Source organism: Actinomyces procaprae, assembly GCF_004798665.1.
In the GTDB taxonomy this organism is placed as follows: Bacteria; Actinomycetota; Actinomycetes; order Actinomycetales; family Actinomycetaceae; genus Actinomyces; species Actinomyces procaprae.
Map to the genome: position 1 here is coordinate 2599547 of NZ_CP039292.1, position 19772 is coordinate 2619318.

A 19772-nucleotide genomic window follows, 5' to 3' on the forward strand; every position below is an offset into this window, starting at 1 on the left:
TCGGTCAGCCCCTCTTGACCACGATCTGCTCGGCGGTGTGCTCCGCCGGCACCTCTTCCTCAAGCGCCTCGACCTCGCCGGAGAGCATGCGCCCACCGGCCAGGTAGGTGGTGCGGAAGGACTCCACGGCCTGGCGCAGCGCCTCCTCGGTGTCCTCCTCCAGGCGCCCGGTGTCCCGGATGGTGGCCAGGATGGAAGTGTTGCGCCGCAGGTGGTCCAGGAGGCTGCGCTCGAAGGGCAGCACGTCGGCGACATCGAGGTCGTCGAGGTACCCGTTGGTGCCCGCCCACACGCTGGCGACCTGCTCCTCGACCGGGTAGGGGGTGAACTGCGGCTGCTTGAGCAGCTCCATCAGCCGCTCGCCGCGGGTCAGCTGCTGGCGGGTGGCGGCGTCCAGGTCGGAGGCGAACATGGCGAAGGCCTGCATGGACCGGTACTGGGCCAGCGTGATCTTGAGCGTGCCGGCGACCTTCTTCATGGCCTTGATCTGGGCGTCTCCGCCGACGCGGGAGACCGAGATGCCCACGTCGACGGCGGGGCGCTGGTCGGCGTTGAACAGGTCGGACTGCAGGAAGATCTGCCCGTCGGTGATGGAGATGACGTTGGTGGGGATGTAGGCGGAGACGTCGTTGGCCTTCGTCTCAATGATCGGCAACCCGGTCATGGACCCGGCCCCCAGCTCGTCGGACAGCTTGGCGCACCGCTCCAGCAGCCGGGAGTGGAGGTAGAAGACGTCACCGGGGTAGGCCTCGCGGCCCGGCGGACGGCGCAGCAGCAGGGACACGGCACGGTAGGCCTCCGCCTGCTTGGACAGGTCGTCGAAGACGATGAGCACGTGCTTGCCGCCGTACATCCAGTGCTGGCCGATGGCGGATCCGGTGTACGGGGACAGGTACTTGAACCCGGCCGGGTCGGAGGCCGGGGAGGCGACGATCGTGGTGTACTCCAGGGCGCCGCGCTCCTCCAGGGTTGCGCGCACCGAGGCAATGGTGGAGCCCTTCTGGCCGGTGGCCACGTAGATGCAGCGGACCTGCCGGCTCGGGTCGCCGGTCTCCCAGGCGGCCTTCTGGTTCAGGATCGTGTCCAGGGCGATGGCGGTCTTGCCGGTCTTGCGGTCGCCGATGATCAGCTGGCGCTGGCCGCGGCCGATCGGGATCATGGAGTCGATCGCCTTCAGCCCCGTCTGCAGCGGCTCGTGCACGGACTTGCGGGCCATGACGCCGGGCGCCTGCAGCTCCAGGGCGCGGCGGCCCTCGGAGGCGATCTCGCCGAGCCCGTCGATGGGCCGCCCCAGCGGGTCGACGACGCGGCCGAGGAAGCCGTCTCCGACCGGAACCGACAGGACCTCGCCGGTGCGGTGCACGACCTGTCCCTCGTCGATCCCGGAGTAGTCGCCCAGGATGACCACGCCGATCTGCCGCTCGTCCAGGTTCATAGCGAGCCCGGCGGTGCCGTCCTCGAAGGTGAGCAGCTCGTTGGCCATGGCCCCGGGCAGGCCCTCCACGTGGGCGATGCCGTCGGCGGCGAAGACCACGTGCCCGATCTCGTCGGCGGCCACCTGTGCCGGCCGGTAGGAGTCGACGAACTCCTCCAGGGCGGAGCGCACGTCCTCCGCCGCGATGGTCATGTCAGCCATCTGTCGTCTCCATTCGCTGTGGCTTGCTGCGATTCTCGCAGCGGTTCTTCTGGCTTGTGTGTGGCGCGCGGGCCGCATCATCCGGTGAGGGAGCTGCGCAGCTCCGCGAGTGAGTGGCGCACGGTGGAGTCCATGACGAGGTCGCGCACCATTACCCGGACGCCGCCGATGACCTCTGGGTCGACCTCAAGGTTGAGTTCCACGTCGAATCCCAGCCGCCGGATCAGGATCGCACGCAGGCGGGCCTGCTGCGCCTTCGTCAGCGGGACGGCGGTGACGACGTCGGCGATCACCCGGTTCTGCATGGCTGCGGCCAGCTCGGTGACTCGCCGCAGGTTGTAGGGCACCCCGCCGACGGCGACCTCCGGCTGGTGGCGCACGCACCAGACCACCAGGGTCATGGCCGGGTGGGAGATGCGCGAGGCGAACAGGCGATGTGCCAGGCGCACCCGGGCCTCGGTGCTGGTGCGCCGGGCCGGCTCGAGCGCCTGCCGGATCTCCCGGTTGGCGGCGACCTCGCGGGCGACGGCGAAGACCTCCTGCTCGACGTCGTCGAGGGTGCCGCCGGCCTGGGCGCCGGCGAGGATCGCCTGAATGCCCAGGTCGTGCAGCGCACTGATCAGGTCAACTGCGCGCGACCAGCGGCCGCGCACCATGCCCTGCAGCAGTTCAACGACACGCGCATCGGCCCGGCCGGTGAACAGGCGGCGGGCGAGAGCGGCCTTGTCCTCCGGCTCCCGGTTGGGATCGGTCAGGGGGCCGCGCAACGGGTTCGCGGCGATCTCGTGGGCGACGGCCAGGATCTGCTCACCCAGCTGCTGTCCCTGCGCCCCGGCGGCGGCCAGGACGGGCGCCCAGGCCTCCGCTGTGAGCGCGCGGGTGGCGGAGGTGCCGGCTTTCACCGGACCGTCTCCGCTCGCGCGGCCCAGGCCGGGCTGACCGGCGTTCGCTCCAGCTCGTCGAGGAAGCGGTCGATCACGCGACCGGACAGCTCGGCGTCGGCCAGGTGCTCGCCGACGAGCTTCTCGGCAAGGTCGGTGGCCAGCAGGCCGATGTCGGAGCGCAGCGAGATCTGCGCGGCCTGCTTGTCCGCCTGGATCTGCCGTTCGGCCGCCTCCATGGCACGTCCTGCCTCCCCCGCGGCCTCGGCGCGGGCGTCGGCGATTATCTTGTCCGCCTCCGCCTGGGCCCGCTCACGGATCTTGGCGGCCTCCAGACGAGCTTCCTCCACCAGCCGGGTGGCCCGCGCCTCGGCGTCGGACTGCTCCTCCTTGGCCTTCTCCGTCAGCGCCAGGCCCTCCTCGATCTTCGCCGTGCGCTCATCGAGCACCGCGTTGAAGCGCGGCAGGGCGTACTTGACCAGGACGACGGCGATGAGCAGGAAGCAGAGCGTGCCCCACACCAGGTCGGCCAGGTGGGGCACGAACAGGAAGATCCCCTCCGGGGCCCCGGCCTCTGCCGCCACTACGGCACCGACTGACATGTTGGCCACGACCATCAGCTGAATACGAAGCCGGCGGCGAAGCCGAGCAGACCGAGAGCCTCAATCAGCGCCGCGCCGATGAACATGTTGGTGCGCAGGACGCCCGCGACCTCCGGCTGGCGCGCCGTGGACTCCTGGGTCTTGGCCACGACCATGCCGATGCCGAGGGCCGGTCCGACGGTGGCCAGTGCGTATCCGATCGTCGCGATGGAACCGGTGATTCCCATGTGGTTTCTCCTCGTGTTGATGGGTGCCGAAACGTAGTTGTGGGTTGGGGTCAGTGCATGTGCACCGAGGACTCGATGTACACCGCGCTGAGCAGCGCGAAGATGTAGGCCTGGAGGGCGGCGACGAAGGCCTCGAACAGGATGAATACGACACCCGCCGCGAACGTGATCGTACCCAGTACCTTCAGCTGCGCCGCCGCGTAGACGAACAGCGCGTTGGTGGCCAGGAAGCACAGCGACAGCAGCAGGTGCCCCGAGATCATGTTCGCCATGAGACGGACGGTCAGCGTCAGCGGCCGCAGGACGAAGGTGGACAGGAACTCCACCGGAATGATCAGGGGGTAGAGGAAGCCGGGCACCCCGCTCGGAATGAGCGAGCCCTTGACGAACCTGCCCGCGCCATTGGCGCGCACACCCGCGTAGACGAAGGCGATGTAGGCCACCAGCGCGAACACCAGCGGCATGCCGACCACACCGGTTGAGGCGATCTGCAGGCCGGGGAGGATGCCGGAGATGTTCAGGAAGAACACGCCCAGGAAGATCGTGGTGATGACCGGCGCGTAACGCGCGCCGTACTTCTCACCGAGAATCTCCACCGCGATGTTCTTGCGCACGAACTCCAGGAGCATCTCCAGGACGTTCTGCATGCGCCCCGGGACGACCCGGGCGCGTGCGGCACCGACGCCGAACACAGTCACCAGCAGCAGCGTCATGATGATGCGCACCAGCATGACCCGGTTCAGCTCGAAGGGCGTTCCCGCCAGGGCGAAGGCCTCGGGATAGAAGTCGTCGAGTGAGGGCGGCTCGAAGCCGCCGCCATCCGCCGTCGGTGCGATGACGGCCAAGCCGGCCGCCAGGGTCGCGCTCGTTGTCACCGGACCTCCTCGCGAACTCGTACGGGCTTGGGGGCGCTGCCGGGCCGCCACGCGGTGACCGCGATGCCCGTTGGCATCCGCCACCGCATCCGGGGCCAGCACCTGGCAGTCATGCTACTCCTCCTGACGTTGTTATGACCTTACCTTTATTGGTCCTCGAGCGCACCCCCGCCGGGGCAGGCGGGCACGACCTGCCACTGGCTCGCGGTCGTGCGCGACCATCCCGGGCCGAGGTTCAGGCCGCCGGCGTCCGCGCCCCGGCGCCGCCATCCGGTCGACGCGCCTATGCCTCACCGCCCGCGCCGCCGTCCGACTCGGAACCGCCGGAGGGCGCGTGGGAGCCGGAGCCGAGCGAGGCGACCTCGACGCCCGTCACGCCCAGCAGCACTGCGGCGAATGCACCGAAGAACCAGCCCGGGGCCAGCGCGTCACGGTGCGCACCGAGCAGCAGCACCACCCCGATCATCACTAGCACCTTCCCCGCGAAGGAGGCCACGACGCCGGCCGACGCCAGCATGGGGAAGCGGTCCCAGGGGATGAGCAGCGCGATCACGGTGACTGCGGCCAGCAGGAGCCCGGTCAGGGCGCCCCAGGCCGCGCCCGTCCAGGAGGCGCCGCCTGCGAGCGCACCGGCGGCGGCTGCGGCGGCCGCAGTCACGCCGCCCGCACAGGCGACGCGCTTGGCGGTGCGGCGGAACAGCGCCTGCTGGGACATCCGCTGCGAGGCGGGCCGCGTGCCGCCCCGCATCCGTATGCGCATCACTGCCGGCCTCCTCTGCCGTGCCGGGGGCGGGCATGCCGGGCGTTGAGTCGGCGTGCCCATGCCTGCCGGACTCCGGGCATCAGGTCAACCGTCACCACCAGGGCGAGGACCACACCGACGACGGCGCCCACCAGCACCCAGCTGAGGGGGAAGAAGGCCATGGCGGCCACGGAGTAGGCGGCCACGCCCGCCCACACGTACATCACCAGTACGGCACGGCGGTGGGAGTGGCCGGCGGCGAGCAGCCGGTGGTGCATGTGCATGCGGTCGGGATGGAAGGGGCTGTGACCGGCCCGGGTACGGCGCACGATCGCCATGATCATGTCCATCAGCGGCAGCAGCAGCACCGCCAGGGGGATGAGCACGGGCAGGAACACGGGCACCGCCGTCGCCCCCTCCAGGGTGCCGGGGTCGATCTGCCCGGTGACGATGATCGTGCCGGCAGCACTGATCAACCCCAGCTGCATGGAGCCGGAGTCGCCCATGAAGATGGTGGCCGGATGGAAGTTGTGGGGCAGGAATCCCAGGCAGATGCCGATCAGGGCCGCCATCACAGTGGCCGCCAGGGAGGTGTAGGACTCCGGTGAGGTGTGGCGGGTGAGCACGTAGACGTACAGGAAGAATGCGGAGGCGCCGATGCCGATGATGCCGGCGGCGAGCCCGTCCAGACCGTCGACGAAGTTGACGGCGTTGATGACCGCCAGGACCACGATGATGGTCGAGACCAGGGACAGCCGCGAGGAGCCGATCGTCAGCCCGCCAACGGGGAAGGTGATCAGCTGCACACCCTGCCACGCCATGACGCCGGCGGCCAGCACCTGCCCCACGAGCTTGGTCATCCAGTCCAGCTCCCACAGGTCGTCGATAACCCCGAGGAGGCACACCAGCCCGGCGCCGAGCACCACGGCCCAGGCCGAGGAGTCGATGACCCGCGACAGGTACGGCACCTGGGATGCGACAACCATGGCGGTGGCGAAGCCGGCGAACATGGCCACCCCGCCCAGCCGCGGGATGGGGGTGGCGTGCACGTCCCGCGCCCGTACCGGGGTGAGTGCACCACTGACCAGGGCTAGGTGACGCACGATCGGCACGGCCACGTACGTGACGGCCGCGGCGACCAGCAGTACCAGCAGGTAGACCTTCACGCGCCCGCACCCTCCAACTGAGCCCGGGAGATGACGCCCTCGCGCAGAACCTCCGGCGCGCCGACGCCGGTCCCGGCCAGTGAGACGATGGTGGAGGGCACGGCCCCGGGAGTGGGACCGCCGTCGAGCAGGAGTATGTCCGCGGCTGTGGGCCCCTCCGCTCCGGCGTCCCCGGCGTCGACGACGCGCCCCGGGAAGGCGGCGCGCACTCCGGCGGCGTCGGTGGCCGGGGGCCGTCCCGTGGCATTGGCGCTGGTGACGGCCATGGGGCCGGTGGCGTGCAGCACGGCCAGCGCGAGCGGGTGGTCAGGCATGCGCACGGCGATCGTGCCGCCGGTCTCCCCCAGGTCCCAGTCGAGGCCCGGTGCGGCGTCAAGCACCAGGGTCAGCGCTCCGGGCCAGAAGGCCTCCATGAGTGCCCGAGCAGGCTCGGGGGCATAAGCGACGACGCCGTCGAGCTGGGACGCGGAGGCGATCAGCACCGGCGGCGGCATGGCGCGGCCGCGGCCCTTGACGGCCAGCAGGCGGGAGACGGCGTCCGCGTCGTCGGCACGTACGCCCAGGCCGTAGACGGTGTCGGTGGGCAGTGCCAGTAGTCCGCCGGCCGCGACGTGTGCGGCGGCCCTGACGATCTGCTCGGGCATCGAGTCCGAAGGGGCCTGCTGGGTCACGGCCGTCATCTTCGCACGATTCGACCGCCCCACGCGCGCACGCGCCGTCTACACGATGCGGCGGGCGGCGGCCCAGCGGGTCAGCTCGTTGCGGTTGGACAGCTGCAGCTTGCGCAGCACGGCGGACACGTGGGTCTCCACTGTCTTGACGGAGATGAACAGCTCTGCGGCGCACTCCTTGTAGGTGTAGCCGCGGGCGATCAGGCGCATGACCTCGCGCTCACGGGCGGAGAGCCGATCCAGTTCGGAGTCGGCCACCGCGACCTCCCCCGCCCCGGCGCCGAAGGCGTCCAGCACGAAGCCGGCGAGCCGCGGGGAGAAGGCGGCATCCCCCGCGGCTACGCGCCGCACCGCCTGCGCCAGGTCGGTCGAGGAGATGGCCTTGGTGACGTAACCGCGAGCGCCTGCACGGATCACGCCCACGACGTCCTCGGAGGCGTCGGAGACGGACAGGGCCAGGAAGCGGGTGGCGGGCACGTCCCGGCAGGCGGTGACGACCTCGGCCCCTCCCCCGCCGTTGCCGCCGGGCAGGTGCACGTCCAGCAGGACCACGTCGGGGGTCAGGGCGTGGACGGCGGCGATGGCGCCCTCGACGTCGTCGGCCTCGGCCACCACCTCCAGGTCGGGGGCATCGGCGGCGAGCTCGGCGCGCACGCCGGCGCGCACGAGGGCGTGGTCGTCGACGACGAGGATGCGCAGCGGGGGCTGTTCGGGCTGATCGGAGGTGGGCGGCTGGGTCACGGGGAACTCCTGGTTCTGGATGGGGGTGGGCGGCTGCGTTCTGGACGAGGGCGGGCGACGACGTGGGCCGTCAGTGCGGGGAGGCCGGCCCGGCCGAGGCTCCGGATGCGGGCGACGGCGAGGCAGGCGTGGCCGGGCCGGCCGGTGTGGCCAGGGACAGGTGTACCTCGGTGCCGCTCTCGCGGCAGCGCACGGTGGCGTGGCCGCCATGGCGTTCCATGCGCCCGATGATCGACTCCTTCACGCCGTGACGGTCGGGGGCGACCTCCGCCAGGTCGAAGCCGGCACCATGGTCGCGGACGAACACCTCCAGGTGGTCGGCGGCGATCTCCGCGTAGGCGCTCACCGGCGGCGCCCCGTGGCGCACGGCGTTGGACAGGGCCTCCCGGGCGGCGGCGACCACGACCTCTGTTGCCGCGTCCGGGGGCCGGTCCCCCACGATCACGAGCTCAACCTCGACGCCGTGGCGATCCTCGATCTCGGCCGCCAGTTCGCGCAGGACGTCGGCGGTGGAGGTGGCGGCCTCGGGGCGGTCGGTGTACAGCCAGGCACGCAGCTCGCGCTCCTGGGAGCGGGCCAGGCGGGCCACCGTCTCGGGATCGTCGGCGCGCTTGCGGATCAGGGTGAGGGTCTGCAGGACGGAGTCGTGCAAGTGCGCGGCGATATCGGCGCGCTCGGCCTCGCGGGCCTCGGCGGCGCGGGTGTCCCACAGGGCACGGTTGGTGCGCAGCCACAGGGGCGCCAGCACCAGGCCGATGCCGAGTACGAGGGCGCCACCGGTCAGCGCGCCGGTCAGCAGCACGCGCGGCGGGGTGTCATCCCCGATCCACAGCAGGATGCCGACGGCGGCCAGTACGACGCCGCCGGCCAGGCGCAGCACGGTGCCGGACTCCCGGGCCGGGCCGGTCAGCGCATCGGCCTGGGACCAGGCCAGGGCGGCACCGGAGGCGACCAGGACCAGCGGCAGGAGCCAGCCTGCCCCGCCGGAGAAGGCACCCTGCCGCCAGGCGGCCATGAGCGCGGCGGCCACCAGCAGCGCGGCGCCCCCGACCAGGCCGCGCAGCCGGGGAGTCAGCAGCAGCTGGTCCGCCGTATGCCCCGCCAGCCGTGAGGCCAGGCGGGCGCGCGTCGGCGGAAGGGGCGCGGGACGCAGGGGGTTGCCGGTGGGCACGAGCGCCCATAGCAGCAGGTAGAGCAGGACGCCGGCACCGCTCAGCACCACCAGCACCGCCATGACCAGGCGCACGGCCCCCGTCGGCAGCCCCAGGTGTACGGCGAGCCCCGCGCACACGCCTGCGAGCAGCCGGGAGGGGCAGGGCGCCGCAGCGCGGCGGGGTGGGCGGCGCAGTGGCGGTCGGGACGACGGCGGCGCACCCGCCCCGGGCGTCGACGCCGGGGGCGCAGCTCGATCCACGAATGCGGGTGGAGCGTCGGCGGCCGAGGAGGTCATGGCTCCATGTTGGCACGCCGGAGCCGCCCGGAGCGGGCACGATCCCGGAAATCAGGGCCTGGCCGTGGCTGAATCGGGGACGGCTCAGGGGGTACCCCCATCGCGCCGGAGGCAGGGCGGCGGGGAACATGGAGCCATGAGTGAAGTACCCCCTCCAGACCCGTCCGCCGAGCGGCCCGGCGCCCCGGTCCCACCGCAGGGACCACGCGACGGCGCAGCCCCTCCGCCCGGGACGCAGCCGCCGCAGGAATCCGTGCCCCCTCCGGGTTTCACGCCGCCGCCCGGGGCGATGCCGCCCGGCGGCGGACCGGTACCGCCCGCGGGCGCCGCCGGGCCCGTACCGCCACAGCGGTCGGCGGCCGCGGGTTTCTTCGACTCCCTGCGCCGCACGGGTCTGCTGCGCACGGATGAGCGCTGGATCGGCGGTGTGGCCGGGGGCGTGGCCCGTCGGCTCGACCTGGATCCCACGCTGGTGCGCTGCGTGTGGGTGGTCGTGACCGTCTTCAGCGGCCTGGGGCTGGTGCTGTATGGATTGGGCTGGGCGCTCATGCCGGAGGAGTCCGACGGCCGGATCCACTCCGAGCAGGTCCTGGCCGGTGACTTCGACGCCGGATTCGCCGGCGCCGTCGCCACCTTCGTCGCCGGCTGGGCGCTGATCGACCACGGGCTGATCCCCTCCTGGTACATCGCCGGCTGGGTCGGCTCGGGCTTCTACGACGTCTTCTGGTCCGTCGCAGTCAGCCTCCTGGTGCTGGCGGGCGCCTTCTTGGCCTACCGCGCCGTCCGACGGCGCCGGCACTCCCACCAGCAGCCGCCCGCTCAGGGTGGCCGCGGCGGCCATGTCCGGCCGACGGCGCCGGGCGCCGCACCGTATGCGCCGCAGGGGCCCGCGCCGGCGGCTCCGAACACACCCGGAGCGCGGCCCAGCCCGTATGCGGCTGCCGGGCCCCAGGCCGGCCCGGCGGGGCCGGCACCGGCGGCAACCATGCCCGTGGGCGCTCCCGTCCCCGGGGGGGCCGGACCCGCCCGCCCGCTGCCGGCACGGGACGGAGCCGCGCCGACGGCGCCCGGCTCGGTGCCCGCGCCCACGGCGCATGCACCTGCATCCTCCATGCCGGGCACGCCCCCGCCCCCGGTGCATCCCGCGCCCCAACCGGTCAGGCCTCCGCGTCCGCGCACACCCGGGCCGGGGCGGCGCCTCGGCCTGGCGATTGTGGGCCTCACCTTCTGCTGCCTGGCAGCCATCGTGCTGCTCTGGTCGACCGGACGCATGGGGCCGCTCGCAGTGGGCTTCGCCGGGGTGGGCACCGTGACCGCACTGCTGGGGGCGGGAGTCATCATCAGCGCACTGCGCGGACGCCGCGGCGGCTGGATGACCGGCCTGGGCTGGCTCGCCGCCCTGGCCGCCGTGCCCGTGCTCATCATTGGTACGAGCGTGCCCAACGCCGCCCTCCGTGCCTTCAGCACGACCACTGACACCCCCTCGGGGACCGTCACGCTGACCTGGGATGAGCTGCAGCGGCAGCTTGCCGCCGGTAACGCGAACCAGACCGTGAACCTGGGTGACTACGCCGTCGGCGAGGTCATCCTCGACCTGACCGACATGCCGGCCGGCGAGGAGCCGCGGACGCGGGCGCATCTCAGCATCGGCGTCGGCACGGTAACCATCCGCACCACCATGGGGCAGAGCCTCGGCGTTGAGTCGCGTGTCGGGCTTGGGCTCACCTACGCCAACACCGTGGACAATTGGACGGTTGATGAGCGCTCCATCGACGAGTACGGCGGCTGGTCGGACAACCGTTACACTGTGGCAGGCGACAGCATCGTCACTCGCCACGTGGAGCGGTGGCTGCCCGGTGAAACCACGACCTTCGTCTCACCCGCCGCGCAGAAGACGGATACCGCCCTAACCCTGGACATTGAAGTGGGTACCGGATCTGTACGAATGGACGAGCGACCCGCCGGCATCACCTGGTGGGGGAACATGGATGACGCCGCCTGGATCGTCGAGTACTGGATCGACAACCGCGGCAATTACCACACCGACCTTCCGGTCCCCGGCATGACGCATGCGGCCATCGGCACACAGACCGCACAGACGTGCGTCGAGGCCGTGACCGATGCGCTGGATCAGTCCGCCGCCGACAGCGGGGACGGCGCTGACACCGACGATGCCGACAGCACCGATACCGATGTCTGGACGGACGACGGGTGGTACGGCGACTGGTACAGCGTGTCAGACCTGACCGGGGTGGGCCGCGAGGCCTGGGAGCAGTGCGTGAACGATGCCCTCGCGGCCGATGCGTCCGCCTCAGCGGCAGGCTCCGACGAGCCGTCGCCCGAGCCGACCGCCACGCCCACTGCAACTGCGACGCCGACGGCACCGCCGACCACACCGGAGCCGAGCGCTTCCCCGACCAACTGACCCGCACCGTCTTGCAAGGAGACAACCATGAGCAACAACGACACCTCTGAAAAGGCCGAAGCCTTCGCGGCTCATGACACCGAGCCGGCGGACACGGCCACCGCGCACACGCCGATCGAGGAGCCACAGGCCGAGCAGACGCCGACCGAGGAGACAACCACCGAACTGCCGCTCAGCTCCACCGCGGACGCCTGGCAGGCGCCCGGCGGGAAGCCGCCCGCACCCAAGCAGCAGGAGCCGCCCCAGGACGCCAAGAACCTGCCCCCCGCCACCCCGGAGCGGGACGTGTGGAGCGGGCCGCGCCGTCCCGGTGCGGCGCCGCAGGGCGCCCCCCCCCGGCCGCCCCGCGCGGCGTACGGGCCGGAACCCTGGTGTGGGGGCTGATCCTCCTGGTGCTGGGCGGGCTACTGATTGCTGTCGCCGCCGGGGTGCGGATCGATCTGGTCACCGCAGCGATCGTGCTGCTGGCCGGCGTCGGCGTCGCCCTGCTGATCATGGCGCTGCTGCCCCGCCGCAAGGGCGAGGCCCCCGGGGCGAGCGCCTGAGCGCAGCGGCCGACGCAGCGCGTCGAGGCCGGCACTGACGAGGTGCCGGCCTCGACGCGTCAGTAGTGCAGGCCTCGTGGAGGGAGGCGGCGGCCGCACCGAACCGCCGCGCGCACTCAGTGCTGGTAGACGATGCCGCGCTTGACGGCGTCCACGGCGTCGTCGCCCAGGTAGTGGCGCACGATCTCCAGGCCCAGCTCGATGGCGGTGCCCATGCCGCGGCTGGTGAGCAGGTCGCCGTCGACGACGACCGCGGCCTCACTGGTACGGGCCCCGTGCTCGGCCAGAACCTTCATGAAACTCGGGTTGGAGGTGGCCGCGCGCCCCTCGAGCAGCCCCAGCTCGGCCAGGATCGACGGCGCGGCGCAGATGGCGGCCACGGGGCGGCCGGCCCGCATGCGGGCGGTGACCTCAGCGGTGACGGTCGGGTCGGCCTTGAGGTTGGGCGTACCGGGGATGCCGCCGGGCAGGAACACCAGGTCGTATTCGCCCAGGTCCACATCCCCCAGCAGCACCTCACAGGTGAGCACCAGCTGGTGGGAGGAGGTGACGGTGCGCGAGTCGCCGACGGCCACCAGGTCGGTGCGGATGCCGGCGCGGTACAGGACGTCGACGACGGCCAGAGCCTCGACCTCCTCCAGGCCGTGCGCGATGAGAACGGCTACTTTCTTGTCGGTGGCGAGCTTGTCCGGCGTGGGCATGGTTCCTCCTTGCGTGCAGCTGAGCGCGTTGGCCCGGCCTCGGGCCGATGTCCTCAGCGTACGCGGACCAGGCGGGTCATTCCCCGGTCAATGATCGGGCGGGCCGTTGCGGGCACATACACGGACAGGCCGGTCTCACTGACGGGGAACTCGGCGGAGCCGTCGCCGCCGATGGTGATGGCCCCGTGCCCGCCGACGGCGCAGATCCACCGCTCCCCCGCGTGCCGTGCGCCCACGTACAGGCGCTTGGTGGCCGCCAGCGCGGTGGACAGGACCACGGCGATCCCGGAGCCGGGGTGGTCGTCGTCGCCCTCCCGGGTGAAGCCGACCAGGTCGGCGGCGTTAAAGACGTCATGCTGCGGCCCGTAGGCGAGGCTGCGGCGCAGCCGCATCAGCAGCGGCAGCTCGGTGCAGGCGGAGATGTCCCCGGTCTCCGGGGTGCCGAACAGGTCTCCCCAGAACACGCAGGGCGTGCCCTCCTGGCGCAGCAGGATCAGCGCGTAGGCGGCGGGCTTGAAACCGGGCTCTACGAAGGACTGCAGGGACTGGCCGGGCTGAGTGTCGTGGTTCTCCACGAAGGTGACGGCGTGGTCGGGGTCCGCCTCCACCAGGGTGCGCTCGAAGATCTTCGACAGGTCGAAGTGGTCCTTGAAGGAGGCGTGGTAGAGCCGGTAGTGCAGCGGAGTGTCGAACATGCACATGATCGGGTCCTCACCCAGGTAGGTGCACAGCTCCGCGGCGTCCCGGGACCAGAACTCACCGACGGCCGGCACGTCCCGACCCGTGGCCTCGCGCAGGGCGGGCAGCCAGCGGCGGTAGAACTCCCTGCTCATGTGCTTGAGGGCGTCCAGGCGCACGCCGTCCACGCCCGTGGCCTCCAGGTACCAGCGGCCCCAGCGGATCAGCTCGTCCGACACCCGCGGGTTGTTCAGGTCGACGTCGGCGCCCATCAGGTAGTCGAAGTTGCCGAGCTCGTCGGTGACGTCCTCGTTCCACTCCTTGCCCTCGAACAGCCACACGCTGTTGCGGCGTGACTGTTCGTCCCAGTCCGTGCCCAGGAAGCAGGTGTGGTCCCAGGTGAAGTCGGAGTAGGCGCCGCCCCGCCCGGGGAAGTCGAAGCGCGTCCAGGCGGTGATGGTGGTCGGCTCGGCGATGGGCTTGCGGCGGTCGGCGGCGTCGACCTCGATCGCGCGCACCTGCTCGGCGCCGTCGGCGCCCATGCGGTGGTTCAGGACGATGTCCGCCAGCACCGTCATGCCGGCCGCCCGCAGGGCCGCGACGGCGGCCACGTACTCGTCCTTGGTGCCGTACTTGGTGGGCACCGTGCCCTTCTGGTCGAACTCGCCCAGGTCGTAGGTGTCGTAGACGCCGTAACCGACGTCGTTGACGCCGGCCTGCCCCTTGTAGGCGGGCGGCAGCCATATGGTGGTGACGCCGGAGTCCGCGATCAGTGCGGCATTGTCCGCAAGGAAGCGCCAGTGGCTGGAGTCGGCAGCCAGATCCCATGCGAAGCCTTGGAGCAGGATCGGGTTTTCGCGCCCGCCGGAGCCGAAGGTCGTGCTGTCACTCACGAGGGGCACACTACCGGAGTTACGGATCGGACACCGTCGCCCCGACCCGTTGCCGGCTTCACTCAGAGCGCAGCGCCTCCACCGGGTCCTCCCGGGCCGCCTTGCCCGCCGGTATCAGGCCGGCCAGCACGGTGAGCCCCACGGAGATCAGCACCAGGACCACGCCGGCGGTCACCGGCAGCTGGGCGATGGACTCCACCCCGAAGCGCCCGTGGATGAAGGCGTTCAGGGGCAGGCTCACCAGCAGGGTGATGCCCACGCCCATGAGCCCGGCCAGGAGGCCCTCGATGACGGTCTCGGCGTTGAACACGTGGCGCACATCGGCGCGTGAGGCGCCCACGGCGCGCAGGATGCCGATCTCCTTGCGGCGCTCCAGCACGGAGATGTAGGTGATGATGGCGATCATGATGCTGGAGACCACCAGGGAGATCGCCACGAAGGCGATCAGCATCCAGGAGATGATGTTGACGATCCGGGTCACCGAGCTCATCAGCACACCGACCACATCGGTGTAGGTGATGACCTTGTCATCGGCGCCGGCCGCGGCCTGCCGGGCGTTGTACTCCTCCAGGATCTGCTTGACGGAGTCCTTGGCGGCGAAGTCCTTGGGGTAGATGTCGATCTCGCTGGGGTTGTCCAGGTCCGCCCAGCCCAGCGCGGACAGGTTCGACTCGTAGGTCGCCGACTCGGTAGTCACCAGGGTGGCGAGCAGCTGGCTGAGCTCCTCCGGGGTCATGTCCAGCTGGAAGGCTTGCGCGAAGGCGTCGGCGTCCACGCTCATGGCGTCGGCGAGATTGGCGGCCAGCTGGGTGGTGGCGGCCTGGACCTGGGCGGCGATCTGGGTCTGGATGGCGGTCATCATCTGCGCCATGGCGGTGGCCATTGCCTGTTGCACCGCGCCGGAGAGGGTCTGGGTGATGGATCCGGCGACCGCTCCGGCCACCTGGGAGCCGATCTCCGCCACGAGCTGGTCGCGCACGGCCTCGGAGATGTCGGCGACGGCCGGGTCGGATCCCAGGGCGGCGGTGAGGTTCTCCGTCAGCTTCGCCGAGTCGATGACCTGATCGGAGCCGAGGGTCTGCGCGATGGTTCGCTGCACCTCGTCCTGGGACAGGTAGTCGGTAACCAGCGTGCCCAGGTCGGGGTCGTCGTCGGGGTCGTTCGGGTCCTCCCCGACGGCGTGCTCACCGTAATATTCGGTGAATCCGGAGATCAGACCGGTCATCATGGCGGATACCTGCGCGTCGGCGCCCTCCTTGATGACTCCGTCGGACATGGCCTGGGTGATCAGCTCGACGTAGTCGACGTCGGCAAGCTGGGGGAACTGCTCCTCCAGGTCGGTCAGGCTGAGCGACGACAGGTCCAGGCCGGACAGGTCGATTTCCGGCTGGACGTCGGCCAGGCCGGACAGGTCCAGTCCGGAGAAGTCCAGCTGGGTGGTGTCCAGGCCGGACAGGTCGATGCCGGACAGGTCCATCCCGGACAGGTCCAGTGCCCCGGGATCAATCTGGAAGGCCGCCTGCAGCCGGGACTCGTCGATGGTGAACAGGCTGGACATGTCGAAGTCGGTGTCCCCGGTGGCGTCGGCCTCCTCGGCGAAGCTCTTGCCGGTGAAGACGTCCACCGCCGGGTCGGCCAGCTGCGCCTTGACGATGTCGGAGCTCGCGGCCTGGTCAATCAGGTGCTCGGTCAGCGCGGGGCTGTAGTAGAGGCCGGGGGTGAGGGCGGCCTGGGAGCCGTTCGCGCGCACGATGCCGGCCAGGGTCATGGTCTCCCCGTCGGCGACGAGCTGCGACATGTAGGCGGCGTCAGCGGACTTGTCGGTCCACACGCCGTAGTCGGCGTCGTAGACGTAGCGCTCGTGGGCGGGAACCAGGCTCAGGCTCCGGCCGATCAGGTCGTTGTACGCATAGGTGCGCCCGACGCCGGCGTCCTGGGCGCTACCCGTGGCAGGGTCAGTGGGGGTGGCGGCGGGCGTGCCAGTGGGCGCGGCGCCGGCTGCGGCGCTCGGTTCGGCGGTGGGAACCGCCACGGCCCCGGGCGCGCTGCCGACGTACGTCTGCACCAGCTGCTCAAGCTCGCTGTGATCGCGCAGGCCGAGCGCGTACACGGTCATATCGATCATCCGGCCGTCCTCCGGCAGTACGAGCACCAGCTCGTTGTAGGCGGTGGGCCAGTGGCCGGCCTCGACGTCGTACTGTTCCATGTACAGGTCCGTGTCACTGGCGAGCTGCCGGAAGACGGACATCTGCATGGTGGCCGTCATGGCGCCGAATGAGGAGAAGGCCGAGTCGGGGTTGACCTGGGTGGGCATGGTCGATGACGCCTCGGACACCGGCAGGTACAGCTGCGGGGTGACGTCGTAGAGGTACTCGATGGCGTTGACGTGGTCATCAATGCCGCCGCCGTCGGCATCGAAGTATGCCTTGAGCGCGGCCAGGTCGTTGCTGTTGGCCGAGCCGAACATGTCGCGCACGTCGCCCCGTTCACCGACCACGCCGTCGGGCAGGTCGGCCTGGGCGGCCGTATCGGTGGCCCGCGCGATCATGGCGGTGTAGTCCATGCCGAGCCGCTCGATCTGGAGGGGGTAGGAGGAGAGGGTCTCCTCCTCGGTGCGGGCGATGTAGGCGTTGACACCGTTGGCGAGCGCCAGGATCAGGGCGATGCCGATGATGCCGATGGACCCCGCGAATGAGGTCATGAGGGTGCGGCCCTTCTTCGTCATCAGGTTGCTGAAGGACAGCGACAGGGCCGTCAGCGGCCCCATGCGGGTGCGTCGCGGCGGCCGGGCCTCGCGGGCGTCGTCGGCCGCCGGGTTGTAGGGGGCGGTGTCGGAGGTGATACGACCGTCGGCGAGCTCGACGATGCGGGTGGCGTAGTCGTGGGCGAGCTCGGGGTTGTGGGTGACCATGATGACCAGCCGGTCCGCGGCGACCTCGCGCAGCAGGTCCATCACCTGCACGGAGGTGCCCGAGTCCAGGGCTCCGGTGGGCTCGTCGGCCAGCAGGATCTCGGGGTCGTTGATCAGGGCGCGGGCGATCGCCACGCGCTGCATCTGGCCGCCGGAGAGCTGGCTGGGGCGCTTGTGCACGTGGTCGGCCAGCCCCACCTCCTCCAGGGCCTCGAGCGCGCGGCGGCGGCGCTCCCCGCGGGAGACGCCCGTCAGGGTCAGGGCGAGTTCGACGTTGGCCAGTACGCTCTGGTGCGGGATGAGGTTGTAGGACTGGAAGACGAAGCCGATGCGGTTGTTGCGATAGGCGTCCCAGTCGCGGCTGCGGTAGTGCTTGGTGGAGATCCCGTCGATGACCAGGTCGCCGGAGTCGAAGTGGTCCAGGCCGCCGATGACGTTGAGCATGGTGGTCTTGCCACTTCCGGACTGGCCCAGGACGGCGACGAATTCATTGTCCCGGAAGGACACGTTCACGCCGTCGAGGGCGGTCTGGTCGAAGGATGCAGTGCGGTATGACTTGGTGATCTCGTGCAGCTCAAGCATGGGCTCTCCGGAGCGGGGGTCGAGCCAAAGAGCTTATGCCGTCTTCCTGAAAGAACCAACAAACCCCACGCCCGCCCCGCCCCTTCCCTCCCCGCCCCTTCACCGAGGTCGGTAGATCTTACGTACCGAGGTCGGTAGATCTTACGTACCGAGGTCGGTAGATCTTACGTACCGAGGTCGGTAGATCTTACGTACCGAGGTCGGTAGATATGACGTGCCGAGGTCGGTAGATATGACGTGCAGCCCCGAACTCAGCCCAGTCGCTCACGCAAGGCGGACAGGGCGGCACCGAGGTCGGCGTCGACGAGTATGGAGCGGTCGGCGATCTCGCGGGGCGTGCCCGGCTCCAGCGACAGCGCCGCATAGGTGGCCTCTGGGTTGTCGTGCACTCGCCGCCAGAACGGGTACTTGATGATGCCGGGCGTGTTCATGCCCACCCCGAGCTCGAGGTGGAGCACGCGCCCGGTCCGGTGCGCGTCGACCCAGGCGACGTAGCGCTCGGCGGCGGCGTACCAGCCGACGTCCTGCACGAAGGTGTCGTCCGCGCGCAGGTTCGTGGTCAAGGACTCCCCGCACCGCGGGCAGGTGGGCAGCAGGTGTGTGGGCACACGCATCGGGGTGCCGGCGGCGGCTCCGGCCCGCTCGGCGGCGTCCATGGCGACGACGGCGTCGTGGTTGTCATAGGTGTCCTGGCTGCAGGGCACGGAGCACTGGAACAGGCCGTAGTCGCCCTGCGTGTAGAACAGGCGGTCCTTGGGGAAGCCGGAGTTCTGGAAGCGGTGGTCGACGTTGGTGGTCAGCACGAAGAAGTCGCGCCCGTCCAGCAGGGTGTGCAGGTCGCGGTAGACGGCGCCGGGCCCGGACTCGTAACGCTGGAGGAGGATGTTGCGCGCCCAGAAGGCCCACTTCTCCTCCGGCGTGGGGAAGGGGTAGAAGCCGCCGGAGTAGGCGTCGGTGATGCCGCGGGCGGCGTGGAAGTCGGCGAAGCGCGCCTCGAATGCGGGGCCGGCGTGCGCGTCGCCGTCGGCGACCGACAGCCCGGCGCCGGCGCCGACGAGGACGGCGTCCGCGCCGGCCAGCGCCTCGGCGAGGCGGTCAATACGGGCCAGGTTGACGGCGTCGAGCGGCGGAGACGGCGGGGTGGTAGTCACCCGGGCGATTATGGCGATTCGAGGTATTCGAGGCAAGGGCACACCCCACAGCCGTGCATCACCCGGCCACCACCCCGCCCACCCCGCCGGCAACCGCCGCCTCAGTCGTCCAGGAGGCCCGCCCAGGCCAGGAAGTCCACGGTCCGCCCCATCGCCGTCTCGTAGTTCGCATCCCCGAAGCCGTGGCCCGCCCCCGGAATGCGGTCCAGGCGGGCGTCGGGAAGGGTGCGGGCGGCCGCCTGCGAGACGGCGAGCGGCACGTCGTCGTCCGCATCGCCGTGCACCAGCAGCACCGGGGAGCGGTAGCCGCGCATGGCGGCCTCCACGTCCCGGCCCCACAGGTCGCGGGCGAAGTCGCGCCCGAGGATGATGTCGCGACCATCGACCCGGGAGGTGAAGGTCTCCGGCACCGCGGCGAGTCTTCCGAAGCGGCGCCGCACCGCGGCCGGGGCCGCGAGCGCCGGGTACCACAGCGCCAGTGCGGCGATCTGCGCCGGGTGTGCGGCGGCCGCGAGCATTGCCACCAGCCCGCCCTGGCTGCGGCCGAACAGGGCGGTGCGGGCGGCGTCGACGAACGGCCAGGTGCGGGCCGTGCTCAGCACCGTCTCCAGGTCGGCGAGCTCGGTGGCGATGGTCATGGCGGTGGTGGGGCCCGCCGTCGGGGCCCCACCCCCACGGAAGCTCGGGGCGATGGCGACGGCGCCCGCGGCGGCCAGGCGCTGGGCGACCGGCGCCACGCGCAACCCGGACTCCCCCAGCCCGTGGCAGCACACCACCAGCGGGGCGCGCACCCGCCGGCCGCGGCTGCGCGGGGCACGTATGCCAGGGCGTGGACGAGCCCGCCCGGGTCGGCGCCCGCGGCGGGAACCCGCGCGGTCAGCTCGCGGGCGAGGTA

The 19772-nt window shown here is 71.1% G+C and carries 18 protein-coding genes; 3 read left to right on the plus strand and 15 right to left on the minus strand.

Annotated elements, in window-relative coordinates:
* Positions 1 to 4: 4 nt before the first annotated feature.
* From atpA to E4J16_RS10665, 10 genes are all read right to left on the minus strand, one after another.
* Positions 5 to 1636: a F0F1 ATP synthase subunit alpha gene (gene atpA, locus E4J16_RS10620; protein WP_136193340.1), complete on the minus strand. Its 1632-nt coding sequence runs from the start codon at positions 1634 to 1636 to the stop codon at positions 5 to 7.
* 77 nt (positions 1637 to 1713) lie between these two features.
* Positions 1714 to 2538, minus strand: a complete 825-nt coding sequence (locus tag E4J16_RS10625) for a F0F1 ATP synthase subunit delta (RefSeq protein ID WP_136193339.1) — start codon at positions 2536 to 2538, stop codon at positions 1714 to 1716.
* Positions 2535 to 3119 (minus strand): F0F1 ATP synthase subunit B, encoded by a 585-nt coding sequence (locus E4J16_RS10630; protein WP_187271329.1) that lies wholly within the window; start codon positions 3117 to 3119, stop codon positions 2535 to 2537. The genes E4J16_RS10625 and E4J16_RS10630 overlap by 4 nt, the downstream gene beginning before the upstream one ends.
* Positions 3120 to 3133: 14 nt before the next feature.
* Complete coding sequence (gene atpE, locus E4J16_RS10635) at positions 3134 to 3340, minus strand: ATP synthase F0 subunit C (protein WP_136193469.1); 207 nt, start codon at positions 3338 to 3340, stop codon at positions 3134 to 3136.
* Between the two features lie 56 nt (positions 3341 to 3396).
* Positions 3397 to 4221 carry a F0F1 ATP synthase subunit A gene (gene atpB / locus E4J16_RS10640; RefSeq protein ID WP_136313975.1) on the minus strand — a complete coding sequence of 275 codons (825 nt, stop codon included), beginning with the start codon at positions 4219 to 4221 and terminating at the stop codon, positions 3397 to 3399.
* A 283-nt stretch (positions 4222 to 4504) separates the two neighbouring features.
* Positions 4505 to 4981, minus strand: coding sequence for a hypothetical protein (locus tag E4J16_RS10645; RefSeq protein WP_136313976.1), 477 nt, complete (start codon positions 4979 to 4981; stop codon positions 4505 to 4507).
* Positions 4981 to 6129: an MraY family glycosyltransferase gene (locus tag E4J16_RS10650; protein ID WP_136194348.1), complete on the minus strand. Its 1149-nt coding sequence runs from the start codon at positions 6127 to 6129 to the stop codon at positions 4981 to 4983. Before E4J16_RS10650 ends, E4J16_RS10645 begins: the two co-directional genes overlap by 1 nt.
* Positions 6126 to 6809 (minus strand): L-threonylcarbamoyladenylate synthase, encoded by a 684-nt coding sequence (locus tag E4J16_RS10655; protein WP_136313977.1) that lies wholly within the window; start codon positions 6807 to 6809, stop codon positions 6126 to 6128. The genes E4J16_RS10650 and E4J16_RS10655 overlap by 4 nt, the downstream gene beginning before the upstream one ends.
* Before the next feature lie 39 nt (positions 6810 to 6848).
* Entirely contained in the window at positions 6849 to 7541 is a 693-nt protein-coding gene (locus E4J16_RS10660) for a response regulator (RefSeq protein WP_136194346.1), read from the minus strand.
* 70 nt (positions 7542 to 7611) lie between these two features.
* Positions 7612 to 8991: an ATP-binding protein gene (locus E4J16_RS10665; protein ID WP_136313978.1), complete on the minus strand. Its 1380-nt coding sequence runs from the start codon at positions 8989 to 8991 to the stop codon at positions 7612 to 7614.
* A gap of 253 nt (positions 8992 to 9244) precedes the next feature.
* Here E4J16_RS10665 and E4J16_RS10670 point away from each other — a divergent pair, with 253 nt between their 5' ends.
* The 3 genes from E4J16_RS10670 to E4J16_RS15150 are packed head-to-tail and all read left to right on the plus strand — an operon-like array spanning position 9245 to position 11961.
* A complete protein-coding gene (locus E4J16_RS10670; RefSeq protein WP_136313979.1) occupies positions 9245 to 11416 on the plus strand; it encodes a PspC domain-containing protein in 2172 nt (723 codons plus the stop codon).
* A gap of 27 nt (positions 11417 to 11443) precedes the next feature.
* Entirely contained in the window at positions 11444 to 11800 is a 357-nt protein-coding gene (locus E4J16_RS10675) for a hypothetical protein (RefSeq protein ID WP_136313980.1), read from the plus strand.
* Entirely contained in the window at positions 11788 to 11961 is a 174-nt protein-coding gene (locus E4J16_RS15150; protein ID WP_168709490.1) for a hypothetical protein, read from the plus strand. The genes E4J16_RS10675 and E4J16_RS15150 overlap by 13 nt, the downstream gene beginning before the upstream one ends.
* Before the next feature lie 116 nt (positions 11962 to 12077).
* Here the strand turns inward: E4J16_RS15150 and E4J16_RS10680 are convergent, their stop codons facing one another.
* From E4J16_RS10680 to E4J16_RS10700, 5 genes are all read right to left on the minus strand, one after another.
* Complete coding sequence (locus tag E4J16_RS10680; RefSeq protein ID WP_136194342.1) at positions 12078 to 12662, minus strand: DJ-1 family glyoxalase III; 585 nt, start codon at positions 12660 to 12662, stop codon at positions 12078 to 12080.
* 53 nt (positions 12663 to 12715) lie between these two features.
* A complete protein-coding gene (locus E4J16_RS10685; RefSeq protein ID WP_136313981.1) occupies positions 12716 to 14233 on the minus strand; it encodes an alpha-amylase in 1518 nt (505 codons plus the stop codon).
* Positions 14234 to 14291: 58 nt separating this feature from the next.
* Positions 14292 to 17726, minus strand: coding sequence for an ABC transporter ATP-binding protein/permease (locus tag E4J16_RS10690; RefSeq protein ID WP_136313982.1), 3435 nt, complete (start codon positions 17724 to 17726; stop codon positions 14292 to 14294).
* A 251-nt stretch (positions 17727 to 17977) separates the two neighbouring features.
* Positions 17978 to 18877, minus strand: a complete 900-nt coding sequence (locus E4J16_RS10695) for an SIR2 family NAD-dependent protein deacylase (protein WP_240038118.1) — start codon at positions 18875 to 18877, stop codon at positions 17978 to 17980.
* Between the two features lie 101 nt (positions 18878 to 18978).
* On the minus strand, positions 18979 to 19668 hold the full coding sequence (locus tag E4J16_RS10700; protein WP_240038119.1) for an alpha/beta fold hydrolase: 690 nt from the start codon (positions 19666 to 19668) through the stop codon (positions 18979 to 18981).
* Between the last annotated feature and the right edge of the window lie 104 nt (positions 19669 to 19772).

Excerpts from the sequence above, each read along its gene's own strand:
- E4J16_RS10665 (WP_136313978.1), bottom strand. The coding sequence starts at position 8,991 with ATGACCTCCTCGGCCGCCGACGCTCCACCCGCATTCGTGGATCGAGCT.
- E4J16_RS10680 (WP_136194342.1), bottom strand. The coding sequence starts at position 12,662 with ATGCCCACGCCGGACAAGCTCGCCACCGACAAGAAAGTAGCCGTTCTC.
- E4J16_RS10630 (WP_187271329.1), bottom strand. The coding sequence starts at position 3,119 with ATGTCAGTCGGTGCCGTAGTGGCGGCAGAGGCCGGGGCCCCGGAGGGG.
- atpA (WP_136193340.1), bottom strand. The coding sequence starts at position 1,636 with ATGGCTGACATGACCATCGCGGCGGAGGACGTGCGCTCCGCCCTGGAG.
- E4J16_RS10645 (WP_136313976.1), bottom strand. The coding sequence starts at position 4,981 with ATGCGCATACGGATGCGGGGCGGCACGCGGCCCGCCTCGCAGCGGATG.
- E4J16_RS10655 (WP_136313977.1), bottom strand. The coding sequence starts at position 6,809 with ATGACGGCCGTGACCCAGCAGGCCCCTTCGGACTCGATGCCCGAGCAG.
- E4J16_RS10690 (WP_136313982.1), bottom strand. The coding sequence starts at position 17,726 with ATGCTTGAGCTGCACGAGATCACCAAGTCATACCGCACTGCATCCTTC.
- E4J16_RS10675 (WP_136313980.1), top strand. The coding sequence starts at position 11,444 with ATGAGCAACAACGACACCTCTGAAAAGGCCGAAGCCTTCGCGGCTCAT.